Source organism: Pseudomonas sp. C6002 (assembly GCF_013385805.1).
Lineage (GTDB): Bacteria > Pseudomonadota > Gammaproteobacteria > Pseudomonadales > Pseudomonadaceae > Aquipseudomonas.
In genome coordinates, this window is sequence record NZ_JACAPH010000052.1 from 1 (window position 1) to 18,447 (window position 18,447).

Genomic DNA, 18,447 nt, shown 5'->3' on the forward strand with positions numbered 1-18,447 from the left:
TCCGCATCCGCATCCGCATCAGCGTCAGCGTCAGCGTCAGCGTCCGCATCGGCGTCGGCGTCGGCGTCGGCGTCGGCATCAGCATCAGCATCAGCATCAGCATCAGCATCGGCGTCGGCATCCGCATCAGCATCGGCGTCGGCATCCGCATCCGCATCAGCATCAGCATCAGCATCAGCATCCGCATCAGCGTCCGCATCGGCGTCGGCATCAGCATCAGCATCAGCATCCGCGTCAGCATCGGCGTCCGCATCAGCATCCGCGTCAGCATCGGCGTCCGCATCAGCATCAGCGTCGGCATCCGCATCAGCGTCCGCATCGGCATCAGCGTCGGCGTCGGCGTCGGCGTCGGCGTCGGCGTCGGCGTCGGCATCAGCATCGGCATCGGCATCCGCGTCAGCATCCGCATCAGCGTCCGTATCATCAATATCAACAGCGATCACAGAAGCCGGAACAGACTCGTTGCCTGCTGCATCGGTCAATGTGACAGCCAGTGTTTCGCCGTTAACCTGAAGCGGATCCAGGGTGACTTGAAAATTACCGTCGTCGCCGACCGTACCAGTGCCGATCACGTTGCCATCGGCGTCTTTCACGGTAACGGTCGCGCGCGGTTCGCCCTTGCCGGTGACGGTGCTGCCATCTTCGCCGACCACCAGGTTGGTTGGGGCATCCGGGGCGATGGTGTCCCCCGCGATGACGATGCCTGGCAGGGATTCCTTGCCCGAGAAGTTGCGCAGGAACACGCGTAGCCGCTCGCCATTGATGTGCAGCGAGTTCAGTTGCACCAGGAATGTGCCGTCATCTGCCACTGTTCCGCTGCCGACCACTTCACCAGCATCGTTGAGGACGATGACTTTGTGGGCCGCGGCGCCTTCACCGCTGAGCGTGTCACCCACGTCACTGATTGCCAGGTTGCGCGGCGCAAGCGGTGTCTCAATATCGGCGACAACCAGCGCACCCGGAGCCGACTCATTGCCGGCAGCGTCTTTGAGCGTGATCGCCAGGCTTTCGCCTTCGGACGCGGGTGTGTCGAGCGAAACCTGGAAATTGCCATCCGCGCCGACGGTGCCCGTACCGATCACATTGCCGCTGGCATCCTTGATGCTCACGGCAGCGTTCGGTTCACCTTTACCGCTGACAGTTGCGCCATCGGCACTGATCACCAGGTTGGTCGGCGCATCCGGGGCGGTGCTGTCGCCCGCCACCACGGGGCTGGCGGACGATTCATTGCCGGCAGCATCCTTGAGGGTGACTTGCAGGGTTTCGCCATTGGTTTGCGCAGTTCCCAGGGTGACCTGGAAGTTGCCTTCAGCATCCACGGTGCCGGTGCCGAGGACCTCGCCATTGGCATCCTTGATGATCACGGTCGAATTAGGCTCGCCCTTACCGCTGACGGTTGTACCGTCTGCACTGACGGCCAAACCGTTCGGTGCGGCGGGGGCGGTTGTATCACCCGCTACCACAGACGCAGGTTGCGATTCCTGACCCGCGGCATCCTTGAGGACGACTTGCAGGGTTTCGCCATTGGTTTGCGGCTTGTCCAGGTTGACCTGGAAGTTGCCGTCGGTACCCACAGTGCCTGTGCCCAGTACGTTACCGGCGGCATCCTTGACCGTGACGGTGGTGCCAGGCTGACCTTTACCGCTGACCACCGTGCCCGCGCTGTTGACCGATAAACCGGTCGCAGCACCGGGTGCAGGAACTGGCGTTTGATGATGATGGCCACCACCACCGCCACCACCGCTCAATGCCGCGGCGGTACCGCCGACGGCGAGGATGCCCAAGCCCCACAGCACCCAGTCCGGCACCGCACTGTCAGCGGCAATGGCTGCCACACCCAGGTCGTCCAGGGTCGAGATTTCGGTGAAGTTGAAACCCGAATACGGCGTGGAATAGTTGCCGAGCAACAATGTTCCGTCGGCATTTTCCAGTACCAGTTGGTTAGCGGAGCCGTCGGCTCCCACCACAAAAAAGTTCTGAATGGTGATGGTTTCTCCAGACTTCAGAGTGACCACCAGGTTTTGGCCGGACTGTTGAAACGATTGAACGCTTTCTTGTCCGAACGGCAGTTTTACAATGCTGGTTCCCTTGAGGCTGGCGTTGCCAAAGGCATGCTCTGTCGCCGTCCCCGTTGCCTTGTCGACAATAGTTATGTTTTTCATCTCTCACCCGTTTTTTATATGGACACACGTATTTCAGCGCGAGCGAATGCCCACGACGGTAGTTACCGCCGAGCACGAAACTCTTTTTGCGTTTATATAGGACTGGTCAGGATTTACAGCGATCAACCGACGCCGGTTTCTTCACGACATTGCAGACCCACACGCGTGCGCTTGCAACACGCTGACACCGAATGAGGTGGCACATCCTTGGCGTCAGAATAAGCCTGCCCGGGCCTTGGGCTGGACTGCATCGCAGCCCAGAGGTCGAGCAACCGGGAGAGGTGGCGGGCCAGGATGCGGGCTTTTTCAAGTTCCAGGGCGGCCTCGTTCGATGAGGCCGATAGCCCTGGGAAACCCGATGTACGCATCCATTCGCTAGCCATCTCTGACACACCTGCACAACTTTGAAAGTACAACGCTTCGGCGGAAGTTATCGAGACGCAGCAACCATGACAACGCTCGCAAAACCGATACTAGCGAGGCAATAGTCAACATCAAAGAGAAATGTAAACACGCAATAAACATGGGTGTTTAATGAGGGAAGCCACGACAAACCGAACACACATAACCGAGAAATCAATTATAACGGCATGATAATCGAGCGCCCCATGGACACTCACCGAATGAATAACCCATGATCAAAAACATGATATTTCAGCGTCACACCTGAAACTTGTAAAAGTTTATTTCACAACTATAACAATGCAAAAAAACCTTATCCCTAGGCATTAATCGATAAGTAATACCGCCCTCCCACAAACGTCGCGAAGGGGTTTATTCAGGCCAAAAAAAAGCACCAGTAGTGAGCTGGTGCTGGAAGGTCTACGCAGTAAAAATCAGGGGCCCACAGTGAAGAAGGACAACCGCCCTACTTTGGTTTTCGATAGCTGTTGATGATCGCCGAGAAGTCCTTGCCCCCTTCCCCACGTTGGCTCATCGATTGATACAACTGCTGCGCCACTGCGCCGAGGATCACCGGCTGGTGTGCCTGGCGGGCCGCTTCAGTGGCCAGTCCCAGATCCTTGAGCATCAGTTCTGCACCAAACCCACCGGTATAACCCCGGGACGACGGCGCCGTCTCGATAATCCCTGGCCATGGGTTGTAGGTGTCCGAACTCCAGCAGCGCCCGGTGGAGCTGTTGATGATTCCCGCCAACACTTGGGTGTCGATGCCCAGCGCATCGCCCAGGGCCATGGCTTCGCTGACGCCGACCATGGTGATACCCAGCAGCAGGTTGTTGCAGATCTTGGCGATTTGCCCGGTGCCTACTTCGCCGCAATGGACGATGTTGCGGCCCATCTGCGCCAATACCGGCTGCAGGGTGGCGAACAGTTCCGGGGTGGCGCCGACCATGAAGGTCAACGTCCCGGCCTGGGCACCGCCGGTGCCGCCGGACACTGGAGCATCCGCCATCACCACGCCTTGTTTCGCTGCCGCCGCCGCTACATCGCGGGCGGTCTGCGGGTCGATGGTGCTGCAATCCACCGCCGGCACGCCTTTGCCGATGCCGGCGAGCACGCCGTCTTCACCGAGCCACACACTGCGCACATGGGCCGCAGCCGGGAGCATGGTCACCACCAACTCGGCGCCTTCAGCTGCCGCGCGCGGTGAAGCGCTGATGGTGCCGCCCAGTTCCGCCAGTTCCTTGAGCACGGTCTGGTTCAGGTCGAACAGGTTCAGCGCATGGCCAGCCTTGATCAGGTTGCGCGCCATCGGCGCGCCCATGTTGCCCAGGCCGATAAATGCAATCTTCATGGTCGTCTCCTCGATCAGCGCAGGTTGATGGTGGTGTTGACGCCATCGTTGACGCTGTCGTCGTCGAACCAGCGGCTGGTGACGGTTTTGGTCTGGGTGTAGAACTGCACCACTTGCTTGCCGTACGGGCCCAGGTCGCCGAGTTTCGAACCACGGGAACCGGTGAAGCTGAAGAACGGAACCGGCACGGGGATCGGGATGTTGATGCCGACCTGGCCCACATCGATTTCGCTCTGGAATTTACGCGCCGCCGCGCCGCTCTGGGTGAACAGGCCGGTGCCGTTGCCGAACGGGTTGGCGTTGACCAGGGCGATGGCTTGGTCGAGGGTGTCGACTTCCAGCACCACCAGCACCGGGCCGAAGATTTCCTGGGTGTAGATCTGCATGTCGGTGGTCACGCCGGAGAACAACGTCGGGCCGACGAAATTGCCGTCCTCGAAGCCCGGCACCTTGATGCCGCGGCCATCCAGCTCCAGCTTGGCACCTTCTTTTACGCCGCTTTCGATCAGGTCGAGAATGCGTGCCTTGGCGCGCTTGGAGATTACCGGACCCACATCGGTGCCGGCTTCGCTGCCGGCATTCACCTTGAGCTTTTGCGCCAGGGCCTTGAGGTCCGGCAGCCATTGCTTGGCCGCGCCCACCAGCACCACCACGGAAGTTGCCATGCAACGCTGACCCGCAGCACCGAAACCGGCGCCGACCAGGGCGTTCAGGGTTTGTTCGCGATTGGCATCCGGCAGCACCACGGCGTGGTTCTTGGCGCCCATCATGGATTGCACGCGCTTGCCGTGTTTACCGGCGAGGTCGTAGACGTGAGTCCCCACGGCGGTCGAACCGACGAAGGACACGGCCTTGATATCTTTGTGGGTGCACAGCGCATCCACCACGTCCTTGCCGCCGTGAACCACGTTCAGCACGCCGGCTGGCACCCCGGCGTCCAGCGCCAGTTCAACCAGCAGCAGGGTCGACAGCGGGTCCTGTTCCGATGGCTTGAGTACGAACGTGTTACCGCAGGCAATGGCCATCGGGAACATCCACAGCGGAATCATTGCCGGGAAGTTGAACGGGGTGATGCCGGCGCACACGCCGATCGGCTGGCGTAGGGTGTAGGTATCCACACCGCCGGCGACGTTTTCAGCGAATTCGCCCATCTGCAGGGTGCCGATGGAGCACGCGTGCTCGACCACTTCCAGGCCACGGAAAATGTCGCCTTCAGCGTCGGCAATGGTCTTGCCCTGCTCGGCACTCAGGACCACGGCGATGCGCTTGGAGTGCTCGCGGATCAAGGCTTGCAGCTTGAGCATGATGCGCATGCGTGCACCGATCGGCGTCAGCTTCCAGGTCTGGAAGGCGCGATGGGCGGCGTCGATGGCAGCGTTGACTTCTTCAGGGGTGGAAAACGGTACGCGGGCCAGCACTTGCTGGGTAGCGGGGTTGACGATGTCTTGCCATTCGGTGGTCCTGGATTCGACCCACTCGCCGTTGATCAGCAGCTTGACCTGTTTTACGGAAATATCGGCAGATGCGTTCATGTGGTCTCCAATTCTTGTAGGTATGCAGAGAACCAAGGCGTTGAATCGCCTTGAGGATGAGGCGTTCGGACTATTTTTGGAGTATAGATGTGCAAACTTCTAATAAGAACGCACATAAAAGCCGGTCCAATATGCAAAAAAACATCACGTCACTGGGCTCCCTGAACTGGGATGACCTGAAGTTTTTCCTCGAAGTCGCCCGTACCCGCAAGGCCAGCGTCGCCGCCAAGCGCCTGGCGGTGGACTACACCACGGTGTCGCGGCGCATTACCTCCCTTGAAGGATCCTTGGGCACTCTCCTGTTTGAAAAGTCCCGGACCAACGGCTTCGTATTGACCACCGAAGGCCAGCGCCTGCTGGGTTACGCCGAGTCCATCGAAAGCACGTTGCACATGGCCTGCGAACAGGTCTCCGGCTCCGGCGTGGCGCTGTCCGGCCATGTGCGTATGGGCTGCACCGAAGGGTTCGGCAGCTTCTTCGTTACCCCGCAACTGAGCCACTTCGTCGACACCTACCCGGCGATCTCGGTGGACATCCTGCCCCTGCCCCACTTCATCAGCCTGTCCAAGCGCGAGGCGGATATCGTCATCGCCCTGGAGCGACCGGAACACGGGCCGTACGTGTGCTGCAAGCTGTGCGACTACAAGCTGCAGCTGTATGCGACGCAGGAATACCTGGACCAGCACCCGCCCATCCGCCGGGCGGCGGACCTGGCCGAGCATCCGTTTATCAGCTACGTGGATGATTTAGCGTTCAGTTCGGAGCTGCTGTACCTGGCCAATGTGGTGCCCGGCGCCAGCGCCAGTTTGCGCAGCACCAGCGTGATTGCGCAGTACGTGGCGGCGCAGCAAGGGCGCTCGCTGGCGATCCTGCCGTGCTTTTTGGCGGCACAGGACCCGCGGTTGCTGCCGGTGCTTTCGAAGGAGATAAACATTACGCGGCAGTTCTGGATGTACTGCCGCGAGGACTTGAGGAAGTTGAAACGGATCACCCTGCTGTGGGATTACATCCGTGAGGTGACGGAGCAGAATCAGCCGTTGTTGATGGGGGAAACGCGGGAGATGGTGTTTGCCGATTAAATAAAATGTGGGAGCCGGGCTTGCCCGCGATAGCAGTGTGTCAGTCACCCAATACATCAACTGATACACCGCCATCGCGGGCAAGCCCGGCTCCCACATTGATTGCATTCCAACTCGAACTGCCCGAAAGCCAGACTAGTCCGCAATCACCACAATCGACACCCGGCGATTCTCGGTTCGCCCCGCCGCTGTCGCGTTGGACGCCACCGGCTCGCTGCTGCCCAGTCCGCGCAGTTGTACGTTTTCTTCTTTCATCCCAACGCCTGCCAACACGTGCGCAACGCTTTTGGCTCGGCGCAGGGACAGTTGCTGGTTGTAGGTTTCCTTGCCCGAGGCGTCGGTGTGGCCGTCGACCCGCACGCGCTCAATGCCCACGCCCAGCAGCGCCTTGCCGATGCGCTGGACGATCTCGGTGCTGGGGGCATTCAGACTTTCGACGTCGCTGCCAAACAGCACCTTGCCCGAGAGGCCGAAGGCCCAGCCTTCGTCAGTCAGTTCAAAACCCTGCTGTTTGAGCACGGCGATTTGCGCCGGTGTCAGGCCTTTTGGCGGCGGGGTCTGGCAGCCGCTCAGGGCGAGCAGAGCCACGAGCAAGGTGATGAATAAAAAGCGTGCGGTCGAGAACAAGGGATCAACTCCTGTGTTGAACGTCGGCGGCGGGGGACTCCGATTCCGCCGTTTGCTGGCCACCCTGGGAAAGCCGTTTGGCCTGGTACATCGCCGCATCGGCGGCGTTGAGCAGGTTACCGGGGGTGGCGCCATGATCGGGGTAGACGGCGATGCCGATACTGAGTGAGGTCAATACGTGGGCGTCGCCGGGCAGCGCAATGGGCGCGTCCATGCTGGCGATGATTTTTTCGGCAATGCGCTGGGCGTCCTCAAGTCGGTGCAGAGGCGACAGCAAGATGGCGAATTCATCGCCGCCCAGGCGTGCCACCAGGTCGTCTTCACGCAGTTGCGCACGAATGCGCGTAGCCACTGCCACCAATACCGCATCGCCGGCGGCGTGGCCGAAGTTGTCGTTGATGTCTTTAAAGCGGTCGCTGTCGAGGAACAAGACCGCTACTTTCTCGTTGAGCTTGGCGGCGCTGCGCAGGGCGCGGATCAGCCGACCTTCGAAGAACGCACGGTTGGGCAGCCCGGTCAGGCTGTCGTGGCTGGCCTGGTGGGCGAGGGTTTCGTTTTCGCTTTGCAGGTGGGTCTGCCAGGCCTCCAGTTCGTCGAGCAGGGCATTGAAGTCATTGCCCAGGCTGTCGAGTTCGGCGATTTTCGCCGGCGGTACGCGTCGGTCAAAGGCCCGCTCGCTTCGGGCGGCGTGGGCCACCGAGGCCAGGCTGTGCAACGGTCCGGTGATGCCGCGTAACAAACGCCGCGCCAGGTACAGTGCAACCCAGGCGCTGAGGGCGGTGCACACCAGAATCCCGGCCAGGCCGCTGAGCAGGAAGCGCAACAGGCTGCCGCCGTGGCCGGTCAGGTGCACGCTGCCGATGACCTGGCCCTGGTGCAGGATCGGCTGGGTGATGGGCTGTTCGAGCAGGGCATGCGCCAACTGCAGCTCAATCATCGACAGCATCCCGGTTTCAGGGCGCTCCCAATGGGCCAGTTGCTTGCCGTCGACGTTGAAGACTTCCGCCTCGGCCACTTCTTCCTCCGAGGCGATCACGCCCAACGCCTCGGTGGCCGCCGCGCTGTCGTTGAACACCACGGCCGCTTCCACGGTGTAGTTGATGGAGCGGGCGATCAGGTGCAGATTGTGGTCGGCATACACCCGCAGCGCGAGCACGCCGAGCAGGGTCAGGGAGATACTGGCCATGCTGACGGCCATCAGCGCCAGGCTCAGGTGCCCGCGCCCGATCACTGAACGCAAGGTAGGACGCACTGGCGCCTTATCGACACTCATGACCCCGGCGCTCGACGTCGGGACAGTTGCAGCACACTCGGATGAATGCGCACACCGCTACGGGCAACGGAATCCAGGTTGACCTCGAACGACACCTGTCCGTCGGCTACCCGCAGGCAGAACAGGCTGCCCACGGTGCATTGGTCGCCGCGTTCGCTGATGCTGAGCACTGGATGGCCGATCAATGCCGCGAACAGGCGGCTGCGCTCGTCGCTGGTCAATTGGCCGATGTACACGGCATCGCAGGCATTGGCGATGTCTGGATGGTCGGCCAGCAAACGCTGCACCACTACCGGACGGCCGGTAGCCTGGGTGGTGCCTTTGACCAGGTCATCGGTGTATTGGGTTGGCCCGACGATGCACAAACGCAATTGCGCGGGCTCTACCGGCCAGCGGGCGTAACTGAGGATACCCAGGACCACTTGGGTGACGGCCTTGGCCCGCTGATCGGCCATGCCGGCAGGCGGCTGGGCAAAAACGAGGGGCGTGAACACGCACAGAAGCGCCAACAGCAGCATTCGTCTCCAGCTCAAACTTCGCTCTGTGGGCGAGACAGCCACGTTCATGCAGCGATTCTCTTTGATCTTCTCGGGATGATGCCGCAACGATAGCACAACGGCGGAAAACCCCCGAGGCGACACCCAGGAGGATTCCGACATTTTATTAAGAAAAATCACACATTTGGATCAGAAAATTTAGATGACTCATTGGTCAGCTTCTTTGACGATCAAGTGCCCAGTTCCAGCATCAGCCCACTCAAGCGTTTCACCTTACGGCTCACCGCCTCTTCGAATACGCCACCCCGGGGTTCGATCAGGCTGAACCAGTCTTTGGCGCGGGTGATGCCGGTGTAGATCAGCTCTTTGGTAAGCACCGGGTTCAAGGCGTCCGGCAAAATCAGTGCGGTGTGGGTGAATTCAGAGCCCTGAGATTTGTGCACCGTCATCGCGTAGACGGTTTCGACGTCGTTGAGCCGGCTGGGCAACACAAACCGTACGCCGCCCTGGCCATCGTTGCGCGGGAACGCGACGCGCAGAACCTGCGGCCCGCCGTCGCTTTCGGGCAGCTTGAGGGCGATACCGATATCGCCGTTCATCAGGCCCAGGCCGTAATCGTTGCGAGTCATCAACACCGGGCGCCCTTCGTACCATTGCTGGTCGCTGTCGATCAGCCGAGCCTTGAGCAGCGCGGCGGTAATGCGCAGGTTCAGGCCCTCCACGCCCCATGGGCCCTTGCGTACGGCGCAGAGCAGCTGGAAAGCGTCGAAGGCTTTCAGCAGCTTTTGCGCCCAGAGCGTCCAGGCCTCGTCATCCCGTGGCGTCTCCAGGGACGGACGCGCGGTCTGCAGCAGTTTCAGGTAATGGCGATAACCGTGGGCACCGTCGCCATGGCCGTCCAGCACCAGGCGCTCCAGGGCATGGTCCTGCTCGCCCTTGAGGCTGACGCAAAACAGGTCGGCATGGCTGCGGGCAGCCAGCAGTTTGCGGGCCTGCTCAGGGTTTTGCTGGTTGACCCAGCGGGCCAGCTGGCCAATGCCGCTGCCTTCGCCGAAACGCCGCGAGTAACGCAGCATCACCACTTGTTGCGCCAAGGGGTGGCTACCGTCGAGGTCTTCCTGCAGGCCGCTGGCGCCGAGGTCTTCGCCGCTGACCTGTTGCAGCCACTGGCGGGTTTGCGGGCTGTAGAAACCGGCTTCGGCGTCGCGGCACAAATCCCCCAGCACCGCCCCGGCTTCAACCGAGGCCAACTGGTCCTTGTCACCCAGCAGCACCAGGCGAGCATGGGGTGGCAAGGCGTCCAGCAGGTTGGCCATCATTTCCAGGTCGATCATCGAGGCTTCGTCCACTACCAGCACATCCAGGGGCAACGGATTGCCGATGTGATGCCGGAAGTGTCGGGTGCCGGGACGGCTGCCGAGCAAACGGTGAACGGTGGTGACCTGGGTCGGGATTTTGTCCTTCACCGCATCAGGCACTTTCAGCGACAGCACTTGCTGGCTGATGGACTCGGTCAAGCGCGCGGCCGCCTTGCCGGTGGGCGCGGCCAGACGGATGCGCAACGCGCTGCCCGCTTCCACGGCGGGGGCCTGCAACAGCGCAAGCAAACGCACCACCGTGGTGGTCTTGCCGGTACCCGGCCCGCCGGTGACGATGCTGAATGCACCGCGGGTGGCCAAGGCGCAGGCGAGTTTTTGCCAGTCGACAACACCGTCTGGCGGGGCCTGGTCGAACAGGCGATTCAGGCGTTCGGGCAGATCGGCGGCAACGCTTTCCCGGGTGGCGAGTCGCAGGCGCAAAGCGCTGTCGATGCGCCGTTCGTAGGTCCAGTAGCGGCGCAAGTACAGGCGTTTGCCCGACAGCACCAGTGGCCGGCTTTGCGCCTCCTCGCTGCCGTCGACGGCCAGTGCCACCAGACGGCTGGCGGCCAGGGCATGGCACCAATGGGCGCCGTCCAGGCCGTCGAGCAACTGTGATGGCAGCAGCATGACGCCGGTTTGCACATCGCCTTCGGGTGGCAGCGACAGAGCGAAATCCGGGGCCTTGAGGGTTTCGAACAGGTCCAGGCACACATGGCCATGGCCCAGTTGGTGGCTGGTCAGGGCCGCGGCCAGCAGGACTAAAGGGTCAGCCTGCGGATCGAGTTCGTGGAGGAAGCCGACAAAGGCCTTGTCCAGCGCGCGCAACCAGCCGCGCTGCACCCAGAGATCGAGCAGTTGCACCAGGTCGGCGGCGCGGCTGAGGGGCGTCAGCTCCTCAAGCGGTAACGGCGACAGGCTCATAGCAGCTCTCCTTGTTCCCAGGCGGGCTCGGCCTTGGGTGGTAGCGGTTTGCCCTGGAACAGCAGGTCCAGGCTTTCGATCAATTCCCGGGGCGGTCGGGTGAAATACGCGCCCTGGCTCGCGGAATGGGTGCCCCGCAGGAACAGGTACAACGCGCCGCCGACGTGACGGTCGTAGTCGTACTCCGGCAGCCGCGCCTTCAGTTGACGATGCAGGGCCAGCAGGTAAAGTACATATTGCAGGTCGTAACGATGGTCGAGGATCGACAGTTCCATGGCCTGCTGTGTGTAGGCCGAATCATCGGAACCAAGCCAATTGGATTTGTAGTCGGCCACGTAGTAGCGGCCTTCGTGTTCAAAGGTCAGGTCGATAAAACCCTTGAACATGCCGTTGAGCAGCACCGGTTCGGCGGCCACGCGGGATACGCCATTGTGAGTGTGCTGGCACACCAGTTTGTCGAGTGCGAGGACGTCGACTTTGTGGCTGGCAAACCAGAACTCCATTTCAATCTGGTACTGCCGCAACTCGCTAAGGGCCACCTGCCCGTTGCCCAGCGGCAACCGGGCTTGCAACAGATGCCCGAGCCAACCGCCGAGTGTGCCGATCCAGCCTTCCCAGCCGCGTCGGTTGCAGCGGCGGGCGACCGCATCTTCGATGGCCTCCGGGGTAACATTGAAGCCTTCGCCGCCCGCCCATTCCAGCAGGCCATGGAGAAAGGTGCCGGGATTCGGCCCGCGTGGGAAACGGTGAATATCGCCACCGGAAGCCGGCACTTCGCGTGGGGCATCCGGGTCGAGGCGTTCGTCATCGAACAGCTTCTGCGCTTGTGGGCTTTCCGGCGCTTCGAGGCTCGCCGCACTCATGCTCTCGCCGATACGCAGCGCACTGTAGGAAGCGATCCACCAGTTTTCTGCCGCCTTGCGCTTGGGCAGCAGCGGCGCGAGCAAGGTGGCTTGGTTACGCGGCGGGTGGAATACGACCGCATCGGCCTCGGGCATTTCTGCGTAATGCAGTGCCGGGCAACCTTCCTGCAGGTCAAGCAACCAGCGGGCCAGGCCGCCGGACTCGCCAAGTGAAGCGCCGCCGCCGAGCAAGTAGCCCAGGGCCGACAGGTGCAGCACCGAGCTGTTGTTATTGCCACGCTTGAGGTCGGCGATGCCCAGCCAGCAGGCGTGTTTGGCGCGGGTCAGCGCCACGTAAAACAGACGCAAGTCTTCGGCCAGCCGTTCATCGTCGGCTTGGGCGATCAACTCGGCGGTGGGCCTGAGGCTGACCTGGGATTTGCCGTTTGCGTCGTGGTAATGCAACGGCAGGCGGCTGCCATCCACCGGTTTTGCCGAGCAAATGAACGGCAGGAAAACCAGGTCGTATTCCAGCCCCTTGGATTTGTGGATCGTTACCACTTTGACCAGTTGTTCATCACTTTCCAGGCGCAGGATCTGCTCTTCACCGGCCTGGCCGGAAAGCGCGAGATGTTCGGCCAGATGGCGAATCAGCGCTTGTTCACCGTCCAGCTCTGCGGCCGCCTGTTGCAGCAATTCCGAGAGGTGCAACAGGTTGGTCAATACCCGCTCGCCATCGCTGCGCGTGATCAGGGTTTGCGGCAATTTGAAGTCGTGCAACAGGCGCCGCAGCATCGGCAGCACGCCTTGGGTGCGCCAGATCGTACGGTAATCGCGGAACTGCATTACGCGTTGTTCCCACGCCAGTTCGTCCTGGTTCAGACGCTCCAGTTCGGGCAGCGACAGGTTCAAGGTGACGCAAGCCAGGGCGGCGCGCAGTGGGCGCTCGACGTCCGGCTCGGCACAGGCCTTGAGCCAGGCCAGCAGGTCGTGGGCTTCCTGGGCGGCGAACACGGAATCCTTATCGGAAAGGTAAACGCTGCGCACGCCACGGGCAGCCAGTTCACCGCGCACGGCCTGGGCTTCCTTGCCGTCGCGCACGAGGATGGCGATGTCTGACGGCAGCACGCCTTTGAAGCTAGCGTCTTTGCCGAGGAATCCGGCAGTTCCCTGCTGGCCGCCATTGAGTAACGCGACGATTTGACTGGCACAGGACGCGGCCAACTGTTGGCGGTAGAGCACGCCGGAGATCGGCTGGTCGGTGGGTAGATGCCAGAGATTCAGCGCAGGCAACGTCTGACCGTTGACCTGCAGTTGTTCCTTACGGCCTTGGGACAATACCGACTGGAACGGCACCGGATTCGTACCGTCTGGTTCACGGAACAGGAACGCTCCACGGCCTTTTTCTGCGCGCTGGAATACGTGGTTTACCGCCTCGACCATGGCGTGGCTCGAACGGAAGTTGGTGCCCAGCGTGTGATGGCGGCCGGTGGTGGACTGGCGCGCGCGCAGGTAGGTGTAGATGTCGGCGCCACGGAAGGCGTAGATCGCCTGCTTTGGGTCGCCGATCAGGAACAGGCCGCTGTCGAGGTGGTTTTCTTCGATGCGGTAGATACTGTCGAAGATGCTGTATTGCACCGGGTCGGTGTCCTGGAATTCGTCGATCAGGGCGACCGGGAATTGCTCGCGGATCACGCTGGCCAAACGCTCGCCGCCGTCGGCTTGCAGGGCGGCGTTGAGGCGGATCAGCATGTCGTCGAAGCCCATTTCGGCGCGCCGGCGCTTTTCTTCTTCGAAGCGTTTCCCCACCCAGCCGGCGGCGTGTTGCAGTACAGCAGCATCGGGCGTTGGCAGGGCGTCGAGGCTGGCCTTGAGACTGGCCATGGCGTCGATACCCGGATGGCGTGGTGGTTCGCCTTTCCAGGCTTCGGCCATGCCGTCGGGGGTCAGGCGGGTGAAACCGGTGCCGATGTCCAGTTGTTCGAGAGACTCGTCAGCTGCCCAGGCGCTGATTTTTTCGAACCAGGGTTCGAAGTAACGGGCTTGCATCTTGCGACCATCGACGGCTTTGGCGGCGACGGCCTGCAGGCAAATGTTGCGCAATTCTTCTGCCCATTGTTGCCAGGGTGCCTTGAGCGCGACGAGGGCTTGGCGGCGCTCTTGCAGGCATTCGTTGATCAGCTCGGCGGGGTCGCGCGTTTCATCCGTGGGCCGCTCGCTGCCGAACAGCGCGCGTACCCGTGGCATCAGGGCCGCCGGGCCGCCCCAATTGTTGCGCACCCAGTTCAGCGCATCGTCGTGCATCGGGTAGCAGAACAGCCGCCAGTAGTCGCGCAGCACTTCGCCGAGCAGGTCGCTGTGGTCGGTCTCCAGGGTCTGGGTGAACAGGCTGCCGCTGTCGAAGGCGTGCTCGCGCAGCATACGCTGGCACCAGCTGTGAATGGTCGAGACGGCGGCTTCATCCATCCACTGGGCGGCGATGTCCAGGCGATTGGCACAGCCGGGCCATTGTTCGGGGCTGTATTGGTCGCGCAGTTCGGCGATCAACGCGTCGGGTTCTTCGATTTCTTCGCGGAAAAAACGCGCGGCTTCTGCCAGGCGGATTCGGATGCGTTCACGCAGCTCTTTGGTGGCGGCATCGGTGAAGGTCACGACGAGAATTTGCGGCGGCAGCAACTCGCGGCCGAAACCCGATTCGTCCCCTCCGTGGCCGAGTACCAGCCGCAGGTAGAGCGCTGAGATAGTGAATGTCTTGCCTGTGCCGGCACTGGCTTCGATCAGTTGGCTGCCCTTGAGCGGGAAGGCCAGGGCCAGGGGTTTTGTACCGCTCATGCGCTGGCCTCCGCGCTGGTGAGTGATCGCCAGGGAGCGTTGATCAACGGTCGATAGAGGGTTTCGCACCAGCCTTCGAACTCTTCGCTGGCCATCAAGGCGGCGTAGTCGGGGAACTGTCGGATGAGCGCAGGGCTTTCACGGCGCTCGCCGTCGCTGGTTTGGCCGTCGCCTTCGTAGGCTTTGCTGGCGGCGGCTTGCGCTTTGGCCGGGTCGGTTTGACCGAGCCAGGCGAATGCGGTTTTAACGGCGACCGGCAGTGGTTCGCTCATGCCGGTTTTCCAGGCGAGCAGCAGGTTGCCGAGGAGCTCCCGGGCTGTGGCTTGCTCAAGTGGGGCCAATAGCAGTGTGTCGTCGCTGGCGACCAGGCCGGTACTTAACGGAAGGCCGCAGGCACAGGCCACCAGGTGGTTGACCCATGGGCGAATCAGGCGATGCCACTTACGGGTCTTGATCGAGCCGATGCTGTTGGGGATGGCGGTGACGCTTAGAAAGCCGCCATCGCTGCGTTGATGCAGGCCACTGATCCAACCTTCCAGTTGGATGCCTTGATGCTCAAAACTGATCGGTTCGGCGCTGGTGTGCGCAGTGGGCCAGAGTGCCAGGAGTTGCTGGTAACGCTGCAACAGGTCGGGCAGAGGCTCGATCAGTTCTTTGCGCAGGCATTCGCCGAAACCAACCATCGGCAACAAGCCACTGCCTTGCAGACGCAGGGCCTGGGCGTTGAGGGCTTCGTCGAGGTTGTCGGGGCGGGTGAGTGCCGCCGTGAGCAAACTGTCGCTCAGGTTATAGCGCTGCAGTGCATCGAGGACGAAGGGTTCTTCATCTTCCAGCGGGACTTCGGCGGCTTCGAAAAACACTTTCAGGCGCTGGCTGAAAAAGTGTTTGACCGGGTTGCGCAGGAAGTCTTGCAGTTGGCCAAGGCTCAACGGTTCTTCCTGGGTGTAGGGTGCGAGGCTGCCGGTATCGGGCACGCTGTCCGGGGTTGCGTGGAGCAACTGCCATTCGCGGGCGTAGCTGAACAGCTTGTCACCTTCATGGAAGTAGCGGGCGCTGAAGGGCTGGAGCGGGTGTTCCTGGGTGGTGGCTTCCAGAAGTGGTTCGCCACTGGTGGTGTGCCAGCCGCTGGCAATGTGGTCGCGCAACTGCCCGATCAGGACCGATGCCGGGCGATCACTGTTGTCGCGGATACTGCGGCCGACCCAACTGATGTAGAGCTGGTCGCGGGCGGAGAGCAGGGCTTCGAGCAACAGGTAGCGGTCGTCTTCGCGGCGTGACCGATCGCCTGGGCGGTAGTCGCTGCCCATCAGGTCGAAGTCCAGCGGCGGTTGTGCGCGTGGGTAGTCGCCATCGTTCATGCCGAGTAGGCAAACCAGCTTGAACGGGATCGCGCGCATGGGCATCAAGGTACAAAAATTGACAGCTCCCGCGAGGAAGCGCTGGGACAGTCGGCCTTGGTCGAGGCCTGCCAGCCAGGCCTCGCGGACTACGGTCAGGGGTAATTCGTCATGCAGTCCGACGGACTCGCAGGTCTCCAGCCAGGTTTCTCTCAGTTGCTCGAGTTGACCCAACAGGTAGTCGTCGTGCTCGTTGCTCGGGAGGAAGAACAACTGCATCAGGTTTTGCAGGCGCTCGCCCCACTCTGTCGGCGCGGCAGGTTGCGAAAGTGCCTGGTGGGCGTCGTGCAGCGCATCGAGCAGTGCGACCAGCGGGCCGATCAAGGCCGCATCGAGTCCGCCGATTTCATCGTACGGCTCGATGCCATCGCAGGCAGCGCCCGTACCGACGGCGTAGCCCAGGAGCATGCGACGCAGGCCGAACCGCCAGCTGTTTTGCTCCAGCTCCTGGGGCAAGCCGAGGCCGGCGCGTTGTTCGGCGTTGAGGCCCCAACGGATACCGGCGCCTTCGATCCAGCGGTGCAGGGTCGGCAGGTCGCGTTCCTTGATGGCGAAGCGTTCCCGCAGGGCCGGGACGTCGAGCAGGTCGAGGATTTCGCTGACCGGAAAGCGGCTGTCCGGGAGCTTGAGCAGGTGCTCGACGGCGATCAGTAACGGATCGCGGCCGCGCTGGCCCTGGTCCGTAAGCGTGAACGGAATGAAGCGTAGGTCGCTTCTTTCAAGCTGGCCGAATACGGCGCGAATATGCGGCGCGTAGCTGTCGACGTCGGGGACCATGACGATGATGTCCCGTGGGCGCAGCGTGGGGTCGGCGCTGAAGCGCTGCAGTAACTGGTCGTGAAGAACTTCAACTTCGCGTTGGGCACTGTGGGCGATGTGGAAGCGAATGGAAGTGTCGCGCGCCAGGTCGACGCTTGGCCAGAGTTCACGGGTTTCGTTGAGGGGGCGCAGTTCGAGGATGTCGTCCTGGAGTTGGTTGAGCAAGGTGGTGGGCTCGCTCTCGCTGAACAGGTCGATACGACCGTCACGGAATGCCGAGCGGTAACTGTTGGGGTCGTCGTAGCTGTCCAACAGGTTGATGTAGTCGCGACCTTGCTTACCCCAGGCAGCGAGCAGCGGGTGGGCGTGCTGATGCAGGGTTTGCGGGTCGATGGTGACCGGCATTCCGGCTTTACGCGCCTGGCGCTTGTATTCGTTTCGGAGCAGGTCTTTGTCGGCGACGATGTCGGACCAGTGATGGCGACAAGGGTTGTGCACACACAGCAGCACCTGGCTGAAACGGGCGAGGCCGGCAAGGGCTTCCAGCGCTTGGGCTGGCAAGGAGGAAATGCCGAAGACGATCACGCGGGAGGGCAGGCCTATCGGTGCCTGCTCCAGGCTATTGATGCGCTCGATAAAGCGTTGGTGAACTCCGGCGCGACTTTGAGCCATGCCCTCCTCTCCTACGTCCAACAGCAGGGCGCGCCATAGTTCGGCTTGCCAGCAGTTGGCCGGGCTCAAAGGTTTGGACTCGCCACGGCCATTGCGCAGTTGATGGCGACCGGCAGCCCAATCTTCCAGCCAGTCGGCACGGTAGACCTGGTATTGGTCGAACAGGTCGGCGAGGCGTTCCGCGAGTTGGTAGCGTTTGCGCAAATCCGTATCGTGGGTCAGGAAGCGTTGCAGGGGTTCGAAATGGGGCTGATCGATCAGCTCGGGGAGCAGGCGCATGAGGCGCCAGGTCAGTGGGGCTTTATCCAGCAGGGATTTGGGCGGGATCTCGTCTTTGCCCAGAACCATGCGATAGAGCTGCCACATGAAGCTGCCGGGAAGCTGCACATCAATAGCGGCAGCGATGCCGCAACCGCCCATGTCGTCGTCTTCAGGGTCTTCAGCCAGCGCCAGTTTCAGCCACTGGGCAATACCGTTGCTTTGTACCAGGGCGATTTCGTTTTCCAGGGGAGCCAGCGGGTAACGGCGCATCCAGCTGACAACCAGGCTGCGCAGTTCATCCAGGCGGTTGCCGTGAACCACCATGAATCCAGCACTGAGGGACGTCGCATCCGGCATAACGGCTTCCTTGGGAAAAGCAAAATCGAGGGATGGACTTTAGCATTGAAGACAATCGTAGGCTGCAAGTGAGGAACCTTGGAGACGCTCGCCATACTTTCCGACCGCCCAAAACAAAA

Annotated in this window: 10 protein-coding genes; 1 reads left to right on the forward strand and 9 read right to left on the reverse strand. The window is 61.8% G+C overall.

The window, feature by feature from the left end; translation table 11 throughout:
• The 3 genes from HX817_RS30725 to HX817_RS30735 form a co-directional block, all read right to left on the reverse strand.
• The coding region (locus tag HX817_RS30725; RefSeq protein WP_177042344.1) for an Ig-like domain-containing protein at positions 1-2,162 on the reverse strand (2,162 nt) is incomplete at its 3' end.
• Positions 2,163-3,030: 868 nt separating this feature from the next.
• A complete protein-coding gene (gene mmsB, locus HX817_RS30730; protein ID WP_003214181.1) occupies positions 3,031-3,918 on the reverse strand; it encodes a 3-hydroxyisobutyrate dehydrogenase in 888 nt (295 codons plus the stop codon).
• Positions 3,919-3,932: 14 nt separating this feature from the next.
• Entirely contained in the window at positions 3,933-5,450 is a 1,518-nt protein-coding gene (locus HX817_RS30735; RefSeq protein ID WP_177042346.1) for a CoA-acylating methylmalonate-semialdehyde dehydrogenase, read from the reverse strand.
• 131 nt (positions 5,451-5,581) lie between these two features.
• Here HX817_RS30735 and HX817_RS30740 point away from each other — a divergent pair, with 131 nt between their 5' ends.
• Positions 5,582-6,529 (forward strand): LysR family transcriptional regulator, encoded by a 948-nt coding sequence (locus HX817_RS30740; RefSeq protein ID WP_177042349.1) that lies wholly within the window; start codon positions 5,582-5,584, stop codon positions 6,527-6,529.
• 135 nt (positions 6,530-6,664) lie between these two features.
• Here HX817_RS30740 and HX817_RS30745 read toward each other — a convergent pair whose 3' ends face one another.
• The 6 genes from HX817_RS30745 to recC all read right to left on the reverse strand — a co-directional run bounded on the left by HX817_RS30745 (position 6,665) and on the right by recC (position 18,328).
• A complete protein-coding gene (locus tag HX817_RS30745; RefSeq protein WP_003214188.1) occupies positions 6,665-7,156 on the reverse strand; it encodes an OmpA family protein in 492 nt (163 codons plus the stop codon).
• 4 nt (positions 7,157-7,160) lie between these two features.
• Entirely contained in the window at positions 7,161-8,429 is a 1,269-nt protein-coding gene (locus tag HX817_RS30750) for a diguanylate cyclase domain-containing protein (protein WP_003214191.1), read from the reverse strand.
• On the reverse strand, positions 8,426-8,995 hold the full coding sequence (locus HX817_RS30755; RefSeq protein WP_177042351.1) for a YfiR family protein: 570 nt from the start codon (positions 8,993-8,995) through the stop codon (positions 8,426-8,428). The genes HX817_RS30750 and HX817_RS30755 overlap by 4 nt, the downstream gene beginning before the upstream one ends.
• 161 nt (positions 8,996-9,156) lie before the next feature.
• Positions 9,157-11,208: an exodeoxyribonuclease V subunit alpha gene (recD, locus tag HX817_RS30760; protein WP_087694894.1), complete on the reverse strand. Its 2,052-nt coding sequence runs from the start codon at positions 11,206-11,208 to the stop codon at positions 9,157-9,159.
• Positions 11,205-14,882, reverse strand: a complete 3,678-nt coding sequence (gene recB, locus HX817_RS30765; RefSeq protein ID WP_177042353.1) for an exodeoxyribonuclease V subunit beta — start codon at positions 14,880-14,882, stop codon at positions 11,205-11,207. The genes recD and recB overlap by 4 nt, the downstream gene beginning before the upstream one ends.
• Positions 14,879-18,328, reverse strand: coding sequence for an exodeoxyribonuclease V subunit gamma (recC, locus tag HX817_RS30770; RefSeq protein WP_177042355.1), 3,450 nt, complete (start codon positions 18,326-18,328; stop codon positions 14,879-14,881). The genes recB and recC overlap by 4 nt, the downstream gene beginning before the upstream one ends.
• Positions 18,329-18,447: the final 119 nt, after the last annotated feature.

Excerpts from the sequence above, each read along its gene's own strand:
- mmsB (WP_003214181.1), bottom strand. The coding sequence starts at position 3,918 with ATGAAGATTGCATTTATCGGCCTGGGCAACATGGGCGCGCCGATGGCG.
- HX817_RS30735 (WP_177042346.1), bottom strand. The coding sequence starts at position 5,450 with ATGAACGCATCTGCCGATATTTCCGTAAAACAGGTCAAGCTGCTGATC.
- HX817_RS30740 (WP_177042349.1), top strand. The coding sequence starts at position 5,582 with ATGCAAAAAAACATCACGTCACTGGGCTCCCTGAACTGGGATGACCTG.
- HX817_RS30750 (WP_003214191.1), bottom strand. The coding sequence starts at position 8,429 with ATGAGTGTCGATAAGGCGCCAGTGCGTCCTACCTTGCGTTCAGTGATC.
- HX817_RS30755 (WP_177042351.1), bottom strand. The coding sequence starts at position 8,995 with ATGAACGTGGCTGTCTCGCCCACAGAGCGAAGTTTGAGCTGGAGACGA.
- recD (WP_087694894.1), bottom strand. The coding sequence starts at position 11,208 with ATGAGCCTGTCGCCGTTACCGCTTGAGGAGCTGACGCCCCTCAGCCGC.
- recB (WP_177042353.1), bottom strand. The coding sequence starts at position 14,882 with ATGAGCGGTACAAAACCCCTGGCCCTGGCCTTCCCGCTCAAGGGCAGC.
- recC (WP_177042355.1), bottom strand. The coding sequence starts at position 18,328 with ATGCCGGATGCGACGTCCCTCAGTGCTGGATTCATGGTGGTTCACGGC.